Below are 14,512 nucleotides of genomic sequence, written 5' to 3' on the forward strand. Positions count from 1 at the left end.
CCTCAGGCGGTACGCAGCCGTTGCGCCGCGCGGATCAGCGCGGTCACGCCCCGCTCCGCCTTCGCCCGTGGGCAGCCCACGTTCAGCCGGACGAAGCCGGGCGTGCCGTAGACCCCGCCCGGCATGATCGCGACCTTCTCGACGGTGATCAGCTCCTCCTGGAGCCGGGTCTCCTCGATGCCGAGCGGCCGCAGGTCGATCCAGGCGAGGTAGCCCGCCTGCGGCGGCCGCCAGTCCACCCCGGAAAGCCCCTCGGCGAGGCGCTTCTCGACCATGCTCATCGTGTCCGCCACATACGCCCGCAGTTCGTCCAGCCAGGCCGCGCCCCGCCGGTACGCGGCGATGTGCGCGGTCAGCGAGAGCACCGCCGGGGAGGCGAGCCCCTCCCCGGTCTCCATGCGCCGGACGAAGGCGGTGCGCTCGTCGGGGTCGCCGATGATCCCGTACGAGCCGGAGAGCGCGGGGAAGTTGAAGGCCTTGGTGCCCGAGGTGATCAGCGCCCAGCGGCGGCCCCGGCCCCGCTCGGCGATCCGGGTCCAGGGGACGTGCCGGAGTCCCTCGACGGTCAGGTCGGCGTGGATCTCGTCGCTGACGACGGCCGCGCCGTGGCGCTCGGCGAGCGCGGCGAACTCCCGGAGCTCGTCCTCCGTCCACACCCGGCCGGTCGGGTTGTGCGGGGAGCAGAGCAGCAGCATCGTGCTGTCCGGCCGGGCCAGCTCCCGTTCCAGCGCCTCGGTGTCGCCGACCGGGACACCGCGCAGCTCGCGCCCGAGACCGGTCACCGCCTTGCGGAAGCCGTCGTACGTGGGGGTGTGCACGACCACGCCGTCGCCGGGCTCGGTCCACATCCGCAGCAGCTGGGAGAGCTGGTTGAGCACGGACGGCGCGTACACCAGGGAGTCCGGGTCGATCTCGGCGTCGTACCGGGTCGCGTACCAGTGGCGTATCGCCTCGCGGAACTCCCCGAGCCGCCAGTCGGTGTAGCCGAAGACGCCGTGGTCGACCCGCTCGCGCAGGGCCTCCAGCACCTCGGGCGGGGAGGCGAAGTCCATGTCGGAGATGGTGAAGGGGAGCAGCTCGGGCACGCCGAAGCGGTCCGCGATCCCGTCCCACTGGACCGACCAGGTGCCGCGCCGGTCCGTCTCGCGGTCGAAGTCGTACATCGGGCCCTCTCGTCGACGACACACGAAGGGCCCGGCACCTGGGGAGGTACCGGGCCCTTCGCTCACACGGTCACTGCGTTACTTCAGCTTGGTGCCGGTCGAGCGCAGCGCCGCGCACGCCTCGGTCACACGGACGGCCATGCCGGCCTCGGCCAGCTTGCCCCAGGTGCGGGGGTCGTAGGTGGACTTGACGCCGACCTCGCCGTCGACCTTCAGGACACCGTCGTAGTTCTTGAACATGTGGTTCGCCACCGGACGCGTGAAGGCGTACTGGGTGTCGGTGTCGAGGTTCATCTTCACGACGCCGTTCTCCAGGGCGGTCGCGATCTCCTCGGCCGTGGAGCCCGAGCCGCCGTGGAAGACGAAGTCGAACGGGGACGCCTTGCCGTACTTCTCGGCGACACCGGCCTGGAGGTCCTTGAGGAGCTCCGGGCGGAGGACGACGTTGCCCGGCTTGTAGACACCGTGCACGTTGCCGAAGGAGGCGGCGAGCAGGTAGCGGCCCTTCTCGCCCAGGCCGAGGGCCTCGGCGGTGCGGAGCGCGTCGTCGACGGTGGTGTACAGCTCGTCGTTGATCTCGTGGCTGACGCCGTCCTCCTCGCCACCGGTCGGGGTGATCTCGACCTCAAGGATGATCTTGGCGGCGGCGGCCTTCGCGAGCAGCTCCTGGCCGATGGCCAGGTTGTCGGCGAGGGTCTCGGCGGAGCCGTCCCACATGTGCGACTGGAACAGCGGGTTCTCGCCGCGGGCGACGCGCTCGGCGGAGACGTCGAGCAGCGGACGGACGTAGCCGTCCAGCTTGTCCTTCGGGCAGTGGTCGGTGTGCAGCGCGACCGTGATGTCGTACTTCGCGGCGACGATGTGCGCGAACTCGGCCAGGGCAACGGCGCCCGTGACCATGTCCTTGTTGTACTGGCCGCCCAGGAACTCGGCTCCGCCGGTCGAGATCTGGATGATGCCGTCGCTCTCGGCCTCAGCGAAGCCGCGCAGGGCAGCGTGCAGGGTCTGGGACGAAGTCACGTTGATGGCCGGGTAGGCGAACTTGCCTGCCTTCGCCCGGTCGAGCATCTCGTTGTAGACCTCGGGGGTTGCGATGGGCATTCGTCCGCTCCTTGTGATGTGCGGGGTGTGTGCGTTGCTGTCCCTGACCTGGGGGCGACGTCATCGTCGACGCCCATCCTTCCAGACTCTCCCCCGGGCTCCCACGGGCCCGGCACACCCTGGGGCGGGGTGTTTCACGTGAAACACCCCGCCCCTAGGTAAAAGCGCAGGTCAGGACAGGAATCATCACTGTCCGGGACCTAAGTCACGACTTCGCGGCGGTTACGCCAGGTCGAGATCGGTCAGCTGGTAGCCCGTGAGGTACTCCAGTCCCGCCCCGGAGATGGCCTCGGCGGCGCCCCGGTCGACGATCGTCGCGACGGCGACGACCTCGCCGCCGGCCTCGCGGACGGCCTCCACGGCGGTCAGCGGCGAACCGCCGGTGGTCGAGGTGTCCTCGACCACCAGGCAGCGACGGCCCTTGACGTCCGTGCCCTCGATGCGGCGCTGCATGCCGTGCGCCTTCTGCGCCTTCCGTACGACGAAGGCGTCGAGGCGCTGTCCGCGGGCGGCCGAGGCGTGCAGCATCGAGGTGGCGACCGGGTCGGCGCCCAGGGTCAGCCCGCCCACGCAGTCGAAGTCCAGGTCGGCCGTCAGGTCGAGCATGACCTGACCCACCAGCGGCGCGGCCTCGCCGTCCAGCGTGATCCGGCGCAGGTCGATGTAGTAGTCGGCTTCCAGACCCGAGGAGAGGGTCACCTTGCCGTGTACCACGGCCTTGTCCTTGATCTGCTGGAGCAGCTCAGCGCGTACGTCAGTCATGCCCCGAGCTTAAGGCCGCCGCTCAGAGGCGGCGCCAGCGCCAGGTGCTCTCGACCTCCAGGGGGTCGATCGGGGTGACCAGGCGGGGAAGGGTGTTGAGCCCGTTGGGCGGGCCGGACTGCGGCTCGACGCAGACGGCCTCGTCCTGCTCGTCGTAGATCACGACCCACTCGGCGCGGCTGGTGACCTTCAGCTCCAGCTCCTCCGGCCAGGTGAGGGTGACGTCGACACCCCCGGGCATGCCGAAGCAGTCGTCCCAGGGGCCGGGCACCGGGTCGATCCGGCGGCCGGTCGGGAGGTGGTCGTCCCCGCGCTCCTCCTGCCAGGCCGGCGCGAAGTCGAGCACCGCGTCCTGACCGCCCCGGCCGAGGTTGCGCAGGAACCAGGGGTGCCAGCCCGCCTGGGCCGGGAAGGAGTCGTCGTAGGTCTCGACGCCGAAGCGCAGGGTGAGGGCGTCCTCGGTCAGCTCGAAGACCTGGGTGACCTTGCCCCGGTACGGCCACGGGTCACCGAGGTCGCAGGTGAAGACCGCCTCGGTCCCGGAGACCCGCGCGGTCTTCCAGGCGAGGTCGCGGACGGTGCCGTGGATCGCGTGCGGGGGTGCGTTGACCGGTAGCTGGTGGCTGGTGGCCCCGTTGCGGAAGCGGCCGTTCTCGGTCCGTCCGCACCAGGGCACCATCGGGAAGGCCCCGAACCGCTCGCCCTGGCGCAGCAGCTCGATGCCGCCGATGCGCAGGCTCTCGATCCGGCAGCCGTTCTCGGGGGTGATGGTCAACTCGGCGTCGCCCGCCGTCAGTCGCGTCTGCATGCTCACGCCCCGACCCTAATCGTGTCAGCGGCGTCGGCGCAGGGCGCGGCCGACGACCACGGCGGAGGCGAGGGCGAGGGCCGCGGCCGGGGCGACCCAGCGCAGGGTGGCGCCGGCGCTCGACGCCTGGGGCGCGGGCACGGGGGCGTACCGGCCGCGCGGCGGCGCGTGGTCGACCTCCTCGGCGCTCCGTCCGATCATGGTCCGCCGGGCGTGGGCGGCCTCGGCGGCGGGCTGCGGAGCGGGGAACTCGATGGGCGTGTCACCGAAGTCCTCGCCGAGCAGCGGATCGAGGGAGGACGGCGGCACGGGCGCGTCGAACACGGACCCCCGGCGGGCCTCCTCGACCCCGTCGTCGACGCCGTCGTCGTCGGAGTCGAGCTCGCCGAGGGCGGAGGGGTCGGCGGCGGAGTCGGCACCGGAGTCGGTACCGGCGCGGGCGTCGGCACCGGCATGGGCGTCGGCATCAGCGGCGGCGTCACCGTCGGCGCGCGCGCCGGTACCGACTCCGGTGCCGACTCCGCCGCCGACCCCTCCGCCCTCGCCGAGCTCGACTCCGACGACGACGGCCCTTCCACTGGCTCCGGGGCGCCACCGGCCGTCCGCGGGAACGGTACGACGTGGTGATCTCCGATCTCCCCGACCCCGGGATCACCCCCAGCGCCAAGCTGTACGCGCAGGAGTTCTACGGGCTCGTCGCCCAGCCCCTCGAGCCCCGCCACGAACCGGCCCAGCAGCTTGGCGCCCGCCGCGGCGCGGTCCTCGTCCGTCACCTCGGTGAGCCGCCCGGCCGCCGTCAGAGCGCCGGTGAAGGTCATACGGGTCCCCTCGGCCACCGGAGTGAGGACGACGGTGAGCGACAGCTCCGCCGTGCCCTTGCCGCGGGCCTCGGTCCCCCGCCCCTCGTACGTGAGGGCGTCGTCCCGCTCGACGATCCGCAGGTCGCCCCGGTAGGTGATGGTGTGGCCGCCGACCCGTACCTTGAACCGGCCGGTGAGCGCGCCCTCCGCCGGGACCTCCGCCGCGCCGGCGTCCCGCTGGAGGCCGGGAACGCAGCGCACCACCCGGGCCGGGTCCCTGAGCGTCGTACGCAGAACCTCGGCCGGGACCGGGACGAACACCTCATGCTCCATGGAAGCCGAGCCTACTCAGACGGGACGGCGGCGTCGCCCGTTCGCCGCGGATCCCGGTCCGCGCCGCCCCGCGGCAGGACGCTCGTACCGCCCCCGTGGCGGCCTCCTGCCGAAACCTTCAGCCTCCGTACCGGGGGTGGACCAGCGTCGACGGGGGCAGGGCGGTCCCCCGCGCGCGCTCGGCGCGGCGGGCCGCGGCCGCCAGGGTGTCCTCGCCGAGCGAACGCAGCCGCGGCGCGTCGGGGGCGAGGCCGAGCGCGGGCGGCCGGCCGCCGGGCGCGGCCAGGAGGAAGCCCCAGTCGCCGGGCCCCCGCCCCGCCCCGCCGGTCCGGTCGGCGCGGTCGGGTCCGGCGGCGAAGCCGGGGATGCGGCCGCTCGCGCTGTAGGGGCGGGTCGCGAAGCCCGCGGCGCGCAGGGTGGCGTCCACGGTCCAGTAGGTGCGGGGCCGGTCGGCGACGGATCCCGCGTGCACGGCGAACCGCCCGGCGGGCGTGAGGGCCTGGGCGACGAGCCCGTAGAACTCCTGCGCGTACAGCTTGGCGCTGGGGGTGATCCCGGGGTCGGGGAGATCGGAGATCACCACGTCGTACCGTTCCCGCGGACGGCCGGTGGCGCCCCGGAGCCAGTGGAAGGCGTCCGCGTGGACCACGTGGACGCGCGGGTCGCTGAACGCCTGCGCGTTGAGCCGGGCGAGCGCCGGGTCCGTCCGGGCGAGGCGGACGACGCCGGGGTCGAGTTCGACGACGGTCACGGAGCGGACCCCGGGGTAGCGCAGGACCTCGCGGGCGGCCATGCCGTCCCCGCCTCCGACGAGCAGCACGCGGGTGTGGTCGCCGTTCATCGCGGGGTGGACCAGGGCCTCGTGGTAGCGGTACTCGTCGCGGCCGGCGACCCGCAGGCGCCCGTCGAGGAACAGGTCGGGCGGGCCCTCGGGGCTCCCCGTCACGACGATCTCCTGGAGCTCGGTGTGGACGGCGACCCGCACCCGCTCCCCGTACACCGCGCGGCGCGCGGCCTGCTCGAAGTCGTCGACGAGCACGGTCGCGGTGGCGAGGACCGCGAGCACCGCCACGTTCACCGCGACGAGCAGCGCCCTGGAGCGGCCGGTGAGATCACGGCGGAACACCCAGAGGACGAGGCCGCCGCCCGCCACCGCGTTGACCGCGCCGGTGACCAGGGCCCCGGTGAGCTGGCCCAGCCAGGGCAGCAGGAGGAACGGGAAGGCGAGGCCGCCGACGAGCGCCCCCACGTAGTCGGCGGCGAAGAGGTCGGCGACCGTCCCGGCGGCGTCGTCCTGCTCGCCGAGCGAGGCCTTCCGTCCGGACCGGCCGGAGCGGTCGCCCCGCTGTATGAGCGACATGAGGAGCGGGATCTCCGCACCGACGAGCACCCCGATGGCGAGGGAGAACGCCACCAGGACGTACCGCGACTCGCCGAACCAGGCGAAGGCCGCGTACAGCACCATCGCCGAGGTGCCGCCGACCAGCGCGAGACCGGCCTCGACCAGGCCGAAGCCCACGGCGGCGCGGCAGCGCAGCGCCTTGGCGAGGAGCGATCCCACCCCCATGGCGAAGACCATGACGGAGAGCACCACGGAGGCCTGGGTGACCGAGTCGCCGATCAGGTAGGAGGCGAGGGCGACCAGTTCGAGCTCGTAGACCAGACCGCAGGCGGCGCAGACGAAGACCACCGCGAGCACCGGGAACCGCACCGTCCCGCGCGGTGGATCGGGCCGCCGCGCGGGCGCCCGCCGTACCCCCTTGGGTGGCATGGTCACGGTCGGCTCGATCATGACCGTAACGCTACGTCACGACCCGGACGCCCCCTGTCACCCACACGAGTGGATCTGGGGTGCCGAAGGGGCGTATCAGAGCGTTGCGGGCATACGTACGCCGATACGCGTCCTGGTCACCACCAACTGCCCCTCCTGCGGGTAGGCGTGCCAGGTCCGCCAGCGCACCTGGCCCTCGTGGCGCTGCGCCAGCATCGCCGTGAAGGCGTGCGGGGAGCCGGGAAATGTCCCCGCGAGCCCCTGGGGATGGTCGGCGACGAGCGCCAGCAACTCCTGGGCGCGGCCCGCGAAGGAGCCGTGCGAGAGCGTCTCGACGCGGGCGGCGAACTCGTACTCCCAGCCGCCGATGCGCTTGGAGACGCCGAGCGGCAGCGGGGTGCTGCTGCCGGGCATGCAGGCCACCGTCTCCGAGCAGCTGCCGCCCTCCTCTTCCAGGAGGACCTGATGAGAGGCACCGAGCAGCCTCAACTGAAGTGTGGCGCCCGAGAGTTCGAGGTCGAGCACGGCCAGGGCGGGAAGCGGCTCGCGCCCGAGGGCCCAGGCGAGGTCGGCCGCGCGGGTATCGGTGTAGGAGGTGTTCAGGGTGGTGAGCATGGGTCGGCTCCGCAAACACGGTTTGACGGGTGGGCCGGGGGCGCCCCGGAGGAGGGTTCCACGGAAGGGGAATCGCAGGCTCGGGTCCACACACGGTCCGAAGGCTGTCTCTGTCAGGAGCGAGAGAACCACGGACCCGGACGACTCGCAGCGTTTTTACCCAACTTGCTGTGTTTTCCAACCCCTTCGGGGAGCCCACAGTTCACTTGTTCAAACAGAACCGCTCGACGGGTGCCGGCCGCCCCCCCCCACGTCACGTGCCGCACGGCCGGCCGCCGCCGCTCAGCTGCGGGCGCGGCCGCTCAGCTGCTGCCGCCGCAACCGCCCCCACCCCCGCAGCTGGACGAGCTGCCGCCGCCTCCGCAGCTGGACGAGCCGCCGCAGGAGCTGGAACCCCCGCCGCAGCCGTGCCCGCCGGAGCCGCCGTCCGCCCAGGTGCCGCCGCTGCTGCCGCTCGCCCCGGACCGCCGTCCGCGCGACCGCGACCGCCGGTTCCCGCCGCCGAGACCGCCCCGCACGGCCGTGACGACCACCGCGGCGACCAGGACCCCCATGACGATGAAGAATTCCATGTGTACTACCCCCGTTCGGTTGTGCGAGGGGGATGCCCGTCCCGATGTCCCGTCAAAGCGCACTTGAGGAACTCCAGAGCTTCCCCGCAGGATGGCCGACATGAAACGACCGCCGCTCAACCGCCGCCTCGCCGAGTTCGGGACGACGATCTTCGCCGAGATGTCCGCGCTCGCCGCCGGCACCGGGGCGATCAACCTCGGCCAGGGCTTCCCCGACACCGACGGCCCCGACGAGATCCGGGAGGCAGCGGTCCGCGCGCTGCGGGACGGCCGCGGCAACCAGTACCCGCCCGGCCCCGGCGTCCCCGAACTGCGGACGGCGATCGCCGACCACCAGCGGGAACGGTACGGCCTGGCGTACGACCCCGACGCGGAGGTCCTCGTCACGGCGGGCGCCACCGAGGCGATCGCGGCCTCGCTCCTGGCCCTGGTCGAACCGGGCGACGAGGTGATCGCCCTGGAGCCGTACTACGACTCGTACGCCGCCTGCGTCGCGATGGCAGGCGGCACCCGGGTCCCGGTCACCCTCCGCCCGCACGCGGGCGCGTACGTCCTGGACCTCGACGAACTGCGGGCCGCCGTCACCGACCGGACCCGCCTCATCCTGCTCAACACCCCGCACAACCCCACCGGCACCGTCCTCACCCGGGCCGAACTGACCGCCGTCGCCGAACTGGCCGTCGAGCGGGACCTGCTCGTCGTCACCGACGAGGTGTACGAGCACCTGGTCTTCGACGGCGCCGAGCACGTGCCGATCGCGAGCCTGCCGGGCATGCGGGAGCGCACGGTCACCATCGGGTCGGCCGGCAAGACGTTCTCCTTCACCGGCTGGAAGGTCGGCTGGATCACCGCGAGCCCCGAGCTGACCGCCGCCGTCCGCTCGGCCAAGCAGTTCCTCACGTACGTCTCCTCCGGCCCCTTCCAGTACGCGATCGCCGAGGCGCTCCGCCTCCCGACCGCGTACTTCGACACGCTCCGCGCCGACCTGCAACGCAAGCGCGACCTGCTCGGCGACGGCCTCCGCGCGGCCGGGTTCGAGGTGTACCGTCCCCGGGGCACGTACTTCATCACCACCGACATCACCCCCCTCGGCGAGAAGGACGCCCACGCCTTCTGCCGCGCCCTCCCCGAACGCTGCGGCGTCGTCGCCATCCCCAACTCCGTCTTCTACGACGACCCCGACGCCGGCCGCAGCCAGGTCCGCTTCGCCTTCTGCAAGAAGGACGACGTCCTCATCGAGGCCGGGAGCCGCTTGCGGCGCCTGGCTTCCTGAACTCGCTCCCCTGCACGGTCATGCACGTGACGCGACGGTGCGTCAGGCCCGCGACGGCCTGCCGCGCCGCCGGCGTCCGGTCCGTCCCACCGTGCCCGCGCCACGGCGTCCGTCCCGTGGCGTCCGTGGGGAATTCCTCCGCCGTACCCCTCCTGTTGGCCAGGTCTGGCTACCTTCGCCCCGGACCGGTACAGGAGAGGTACATCCATGAGCACGCCGATCCACCGCACCTCGACACGGCAGCCCGCGGCGGTCCCGATGTCGGCCCGGCACCGTGAGGGTGGGAGCCGGACCGGGAATACGTCCGCACGCCCGCCGGAGCACTCCTTACGGGACATGCAGTCCCGCGTCGGCAACCGGGCCACGACCGCGATGGTGCAGCGCGTCCGGGACACCGAGAGAGGCGATGCGGCGGCGAACGGCGGCGCGTCCCCCCAAGCGAAGAAGAACTACCGCGACCGGATCGCCGCGCTCCTCGACAGGTTCAAGAAGAATCTCGAACCCATCGACACCTTCGTCAAGGGCTTCCAGACCCCCACCAACGCGGCCTTCACCCAACAGGCCGCCGTCGCGGCCAATGAGAGCCTCAAGCACTCCGCCGCCGCCTCGGGGACCTCCGCGGCCTCGGGCAACCTGCTCACGGAAGCCGCCGGCACCGTGGTCAACGGCATGGACGCGTACAAGAACATGAAGGACGCCAAGAAGCACGAGACCGGGGCCGACCACCACAAGGCGAAGAAGAAGGCCATGACCAAGGGGGCCGACACGGTCATCGGCGCCGCCGGTTCGGGAAGCTACAGCGCCGCCATCGCCAAGGAGGTGACCAAGATCCAGAAGGCGGCGGACGCGGCAGTGGCATCAGAGGCGAGCGGTGTCGCCAGCGCGGCCATCGGCACGATCAAGGGCGTGCGGTCCGCCTTCCGCATCGGGAGAGCAGCCGGCAAGTACAAGCAGATCAAAAAGCTGGGAGATCCCCACCTCGTCCAGGCGGGGGCACTGGCACGGCTGAACGAGGCGCGCGAGCAGGCCGACTGGGCCGCAGCGGAGGCCTACGTCGCGCTGGACAGCTACTGGAACCACGAGGGCCCTGGACGGCTGGAGCTCGTCTCCGAGGCCATCGACGCGGCCTGGGAGGCGATGACCGAAGCCCGTGACGCCGGCGAGAGACTCCAGCACGCCGAGAACGACGTGGAGAAGCTGAGCAAGGTGCAGGAGTACGCGAAGAAGAAGCAGCTCACCAAGATCGGCAAGGAGGCGGCCGGCGGCGGGGGTGAGTCCGTCAAGGCCGCGGCCGGCGTCGTGACGGCGGTCGCGGCGGGAACAGCCGGGCTGGCGAGCAACCCGGTCGGCTGGGGCCTCGCCGGGGCCGGGGCCGGTCTCGTCCTCGGCGTCACCCTGTACAAGGCGCTCCGCGCCGCCACCAAGCGCTACGAAGAGGTCCACCACCCCGAGCGCTGGGCCCCGGAGGGCGAGACCCCGGCGGAGGCCGCTTCCCGCACGGAGTCGTTGCAGCACGCGCTGAAGTTCTGGAAGAAGGTGTCGAAGGGGGAACGCCAGGCCATGGCGCGGGAGATCCACGCCCTGGCGGCGGGCCCCGCCATCTCCCGGAACACCACGGCCGAGATGCGGGAGTCCGCCAGGTCCCTGCTCATCGCCCTCAAATCCGGCCCCGACAAGCACGGACTGGAGCCGGACGCGTGGGCCGGGACCCTCAACGACCCGGCGAAGACGTCCGGTTGGATCGCGGAGATAGCGGAACAGCTGGCCTCGGGCTGACCCGCCCGAAGCGCCTGGCCTGATAGCGGCGCGCGCACCCCAGCACGGCGAAAGCCCGGCCCCCGTGAAGGGACCGGGCTTCGGTGGTGCTGTGAGGAGGATCAGGCCTCTTCGTCGCCGGGCTTGTCATCGGGGGACTCCAGGCCGAACTGCTCGACGATCCACTTGTCGAACTCGATGGAGGCGCGGACCCAGCTCACCGTGGAGGACACGAAGTGCTCCAGGGCGACGCCGGTGCCGATCAGCATCTGCGCCTCACCGATGAGGCGGAGGGTGGCGGAGCCGTCCTCCTCCTCGTGCAGGTGGGTGTAGACCTTCGGCCACAGGGTGCGGCGGTTCCAGTCGTCGATCGCGTCGAGGATCTTGGCGCGGTCGTCGGCCGAGTGCGGACGGTCGTAGAACGTCCGCACCGAGAAGACCTGCTGCTCGTCCTCGCCGCGGAACATGAAGTACGTGCGGAATTCCTCCCACGGCGCCGCGAGGTCACCCTCGTCGTCGATGACGTACTTCAGTTCCATCTGCTCGAGGAGCTGCTTGACGAGGTCCTGGTCGGGGACGACGGGGCCCGCCGGTCCTGCGGCCTGAGGCTGGGGCTGGCCCCCGAAATTCGGAATCGAGGACGGGTCGATGCTCACCGTGTATTTCCCTTCGTACGGATGCTCGCCATCCTCCCCCATGCCGGGCGGTACGTGGCAAGTCCCGCCTCCCGCGATCCGCTGCGGGCTGACAAGATCTGGTCCACTCGGGGGAGGGAGAACGGGCACTCGCGGGCCGCGTACGGGGACGGGGACGGGGAAGATCTCACACCGCCCCGCCCCCGTGCGCGCCCGGGCTAGCGCGTCGCCCCGACGATCAGGCCGTCCTCGGCGCGGTCCACCCGCACGGTGTCGCCGTCCCGGACCTCGCCCGCCAGGATCTCCCGGGCGAGCCGGTCGCCGATCGCCGTCTGGATGAGGCGGCGCAGCGGCCGGGCGCCGTACGCCGGGTCGTTGCCCTCCTCGGCGAGCCACTCCAGGGCCTCCGGGCTGACCTCCAGGGTGAGCCGCCGGTCGGCGAGCCGCCGGGCCAGGCGGTCGATCTGGAGCCGGGCGATCCGGCCCAGCTCCGCCCGGTCGAGGGCCGAGAAGACGACGAGGTCGTCGAGGCGGTTGAGGAACTCCGGCTTGAAGCTCGCCCGGACCACGTCCAGGACCTGCTGCTTCTTCACGTCCGCCGGGGTCGCCGGGTCGACCAGGTACTGGCTGCCCAGGTTCGAGGTCAGGATCAGGATGGTGTTGCGGAAGTCCACCGTCCGGCCCTGCCCGTCGGTGAGCCGCCCGTCGTCCAGGACCTGGAGCAGGACGTCGAAGACCTCCGGGTGCGCCTTCTCCACCTCGTCGAGCAGGACCACGCTGTACGGGCGGCGGCGGACCGCCTCCGTGAGCTGGCCGCCCTCCTCGTACCCGACGTAGCCGGGGGGCGCGCCGACCAGTCGGGCGACGCTGTGCTTCTCGCCGTACTCCGACATGTCGATGCGGATCATGGCCCGCTCGTCGTCGAAGAGGAAGTCCGCGAGCGCCTTCGCCAGCTCCGTCTTGCCGACGCCCGTGGGGCCGAGGAAGAGGAAGGAGCCGGTGGGGCGGTCGGGGTCGGCGATGCCCGCGCGGGTACGGCGGACGGCGTCGGAGACGGCCTGGACGGCCTCGGACTGGCCGATCAGGCGCCGGCCGAGCTCGTCCTCCATGCGCAGCAGCTTCTGCGTCTCGCCCTCCAGGAGGCGGCCCGCCGGGATGCCGGTCCAGGCGCCGACCACGTCCGCGATGTCGTCGGGGCCTACCTCCTCCTTCACCATGGTGTCTTTGGACGACTCCTGCTGTGCCTCGGCCTCGCTCGCCTCCGCCAGCTCCCGCTCCAGGGCCGGGATCTCCCCGTAGAGCAGCTTGGAGGCGGTGTCGAAGTCGCCGTCCCGCTGGGCGCGCTCGGCGCGGCCGCGGGTCTCGTCCAGGCGCTCCTTGAGCTCGCCGACCCGGTTGAGGGACTGCTTCTCCTTCTCCCAGCGGGCGGTGAGGCCGCGGAGCTCCTCCTCGCGGTCGGCGAGGTCGCGCCGCAGCTTCTCCAGGCGCTGCCGGCTGCCCGCGTCTGTCTCGTTCTTGAGGGCCAGCTCCTCCATGCGGAGCCGGTCGACGGAGCGCTGGAGCTCGTCGATCTCGACGGGGGAGGAGTCGATCTCCATGCGGAGCCGGCTCGCGGCCTCGTCGACGAGGTCGATCGCCTTGTCGGGGAGGAAGCGGGAGGTGATGTACCGGTCGGAGAGGGTCGCGGCGGCCACCAGCGCGGAGTCGTTGATCTGCACCTTGTGGTGGGCCTCGTACCGGCCCTTGAGGCCGCGGAGGATCGCGATGGTGTCCTCGACGGTGGGCTCGGCGACCAGCACCTGCTGGAAGCGGCGCTCCAGGGCGGGGTCCTTCTCGATCCGCTCGCGGTACTCGTCGAGGGTGGTCGCGCCGACCATGCGGAGCTCGCCGCGGGCCAGCATGGGCTTGAGCATGTTGCCCGCGTCCATGGCGGAGTCGCCGCCGGCGCCCGCGCCGACGACCGTGTGCAGCTCGTCGATGAAGGTGATGATCTGGCCGTCGCTCGCCTTGATCTCGGAGAGGACGGTCTTCAGCCGCTCCTCGAACTCGCCGCGGTACTTCGCTCCGGCGACCATGGCGCCGAGGTCGAGCGAGACCAGCCGCTTGTTCTTGAGGGACTCGGGCACGTCGCCCTTCACGATCCGCTGGGCGAGGCCCTCGACGACGGCGGTCTTGCCGACGCCGGGCTCGCCGATGAGGACCGGGTTGTTCTTGGTGCGGCGGGACAGCACCTGCACGACGCGGCGGATCTCGTGGTCGCGGCCGATGACCGGGTCCAGCTTGCCCTCGCGCGCGGCGGCGGTGAAGTCCGTGCCGAACTTCTCCAGCGCCTTGTACTGCCCTTCCGGGTCGGGTGTGGTCACCCGGCGTCCTCCCCTGCTCTTCTCGAACGCGTCGAGCAGCCTGGAAGCGCTCGCGCCCTGCCCGTCGAGGATCTCACCGGCCTGGCCGCCCTTGGCCGCGATCGCGACGAGGAGGTGCTCGGTGGACAGGTAGTCGTCGCCGAGCTCCTTGGCCTGCCGGTCGGCGTCGGCGATGACGGCGAGGAACTCGCGGCTGGGCTGCGGGGGCGCGACCGTGGACCCGGTGACGCTGGGCAGGGCGGCGAGCAGCCGCTCCGCGCCGGCCCGCGCGACCGCCTGGTCGGCCTCGACGGCGGCGAGCAGGTCGGTGATGTTCTCGTTGTCCTGACCGGTGAGCAGCGCGAGCAGCAGGTGCGCGGGGGTCAGGTCGGCGTGCCCCTCGGACACGGCGCGGCTGCTGGCCGCGTTGATCGCGTCCCGGCTCCGGTTGGTCAGTTCGGCGTCCACGTGCGGTGCTCCTCCTGGATCGTTCGGGGTCCTCTCCCTTTATGACTCTTCCAGCGTACACAAAGTTGAGTCGATTGCGCTCAAGGTATCGGAGGGAGCTTCGGCCCGGTACGT

11 protein-coding genes and 1 pseudogene are annotated in these 14,512 nt (G+C 72.0%); 2 read left to right on the forward strand and 10 right to left on the reverse strand.

The genetic code is table 11. The features are described 5' to 3' along the window. Positions 1-2 precede the first annotated feature (2 nt). The 8 genes and pseudogenes from EAO70_RS26630 to EAO70_RS26665 form a co-directional block, all read right to left on the reverse strand. On the reverse strand, positions 3-1,163 hold the full coding sequence (locus tag EAO70_RS26630) for a MalY/PatB family protein (protein ID WP_148005453.1): 1,161 nt from the start codon (positions 1,161-1,163) through the stop codon (positions 3-5). 78 nt (positions 1,164-1,241) lie between these two features. Continuing rightward, the gene (fbaA, locus tag EAO70_RS26635; RefSeq protein WP_148005454.1) at positions 1,242-2,264 is read right to left on the reverse strand and encodes a class II fructose-bisphosphate aldolase; all 1,023 of its coding nucleotides are present in this window, start codon (positions 2,262-2,264) and stop codon (positions 1,242-1,244) included. 222 nt (positions 2,265-2,486) lie between these two features. Next, positions 2,487-3,026, reverse strand: a complete 540-nt coding sequence (gene pyrE / locus EAO70_RS26640) for an orotate phosphoribosyltransferase (protein WP_148005455.1) — start codon at positions 3,024-3,026, stop codon at positions 2,487-2,489. A 22-nt stretch (positions 3,027-3,048) separates the two neighbouring features. Continuing rightward, the gene (locus tag EAO70_RS26645; RefSeq protein ID WP_148005489.1) at positions 3,049-3,834 is read right to left on the reverse strand and encodes an aldose 1-epimerase; all 786 of its coding nucleotides are present in this window, start codon (positions 3,832-3,834) and stop codon (positions 3,049-3,051) included. 24 nt (positions 3,835-3,858) lie between these two features. After that, positions 3,859-4,955, reverse strand: a pseudogene (locus EAO70_RS40465) (SRPBCC family protein). A 130-nt stretch (positions 4,956-5,085) separates the two neighbouring features. Further along, complete coding sequence (locus EAO70_RS26655) at positions 5,086-6,759, reverse strand: polyamine aminopropyltransferase (protein WP_148005456.1); 1,674 nt, start codon at positions 6,757-6,759, stop codon at positions 5,086-5,088. Between the two features lie 75 nt (positions 6,760-6,834). Continuing rightward, positions 6,835-7,353, reverse strand: a complete 519-nt coding sequence (locus EAO70_RS26660; protein WP_148005457.1) for a DUF2617 family protein — start codon at positions 7,351-7,353, stop codon at positions 6,835-6,837. A 302-nt stretch (positions 7,354-7,655) separates the two neighbouring features. Then, the gene (locus EAO70_RS26665) at positions 7,656-7,925 is read right to left on the reverse strand and encodes a hypothetical protein (RefSeq protein ID WP_148005458.1); all 270 of its coding nucleotides are present in this window, start codon (positions 7,923-7,925) and stop codon (positions 7,656-7,658) included. Positions 7,926-8,025: 100 nt separating this feature from the next. Between EAO70_RS26665 and EAO70_RS26670 the strand changes: the two genes are divergently transcribed. Together EAO70_RS26670 and EAO70_RS26675 are read left to right on the forward strand one after the other, a co-directional pair. Next, positions 8,026-9,198 (forward strand): pyridoxal phosphate-dependent aminotransferase, encoded by a 1,173-nt coding sequence (locus tag EAO70_RS26670; protein ID WP_187284050.1) that lies wholly within the window; start codon positions 8,026-8,028, stop codon positions 9,196-9,198. 336 nt (positions 9,199-9,534) lie between these two features. Next, complete coding sequence (locus tag EAO70_RS26675) at positions 9,535-10,974, forward strand: hypothetical protein (protein ID WP_261993070.1); 1,440 nt, start codon at positions 9,535-9,537, stop codon at positions 10,972-10,974. Between the two features lie 101 nt (positions 10,975-11,075). Here EAO70_RS26675 and EAO70_RS26680 read toward each other — a convergent pair whose 3' ends face one another. Next, on the reverse strand, positions 11,076-11,609 hold the full coding sequence (locus EAO70_RS26680; protein WP_187284051.1) for a YbjN domain-containing protein: 534 nt from the start codon (positions 11,607-11,609) through the stop codon (positions 11,076-11,078). 197 nt (positions 11,610-11,806) lie between these two features. After that, positions 11,807-14,398, reverse strand: coding sequence for an ATP-dependent chaperone ClpB (clpB, locus tag EAO70_RS26685; protein ID WP_148005462.1), 2,592 nt, complete (start codon positions 14,396-14,398; stop codon positions 11,807-11,809). Positions 14,399-14,512 lie beyond the last annotated feature (114 nt).

This window comes from Streptomyces sp. adm13(2018), assembly GCF_008042145.1.
GTDB lineage: Bacteria > Actinomycetota > Actinomycetes > Streptomycetales > Streptomycetaceae > Streptomyces.

Bases quoted from the DNA above. Each gene is read 5' to 3' on its own strand.
- fbaA (WP_148005454.1), bottom strand. From the start codon at position 2,264: ATGCCCATCGCAACCCCCGAGGTCTACAACGAGATGCTCGACCGGGCG.
- EAO70_RS26665 (WP_148005458.1), bottom strand. From the start codon at position 7,925: ATGGAATTCTTCATCGTCATGGGGGTCCTGGTCGCCGCGGTGGTCGTC.
- pyrE (WP_148005455.1), bottom strand. From the start codon at position 3,026: ATGACTGACGTACGCGCTGAGCTGCTCCAGCAGATCAAGGACAAGGCC.
- EAO70_RS26670 (WP_187284050.1), top strand. From the start codon at position 8,026: ATGAAACGACCGCCGCTCAACCGCCGCCTCGCCGAGTTCGGGACGACG.
- EAO70_RS26645 (WP_148005489.1), bottom strand. From the start codon at position 3,834: ATGCAGACGCGACTGACGGCGGGCGACGCCGAGTTGACCATCACCCCC.
- EAO70_RS26630 (WP_148005453.1), bottom strand. From the start codon at position 1,163: ATGTACGACTTCGACCGCGAGACGGACCGGCGCGGCACCTGGTCGGTC.
- EAO70_RS26660 (WP_148005457.1), bottom strand. From the start codon at position 7,353: ATGCTCACCACCCTGAACACCTCCTACACCGATACCCGCGCGGCCGAC.
- EAO70_RS26655 (WP_148005456.1), bottom strand. From the start codon at position 6,759: ATGATCGAGCCGACCGTGACCATGCCACCCAAGGGGGTACGGCGGGCG.
- EAO70_RS26675 (WP_261993070.1), top strand. From the start codon at position 9,535: ATGCAGTCCCGCGTCGGCAACCGGGCCACGACCGCGATGGTGCAGCGC.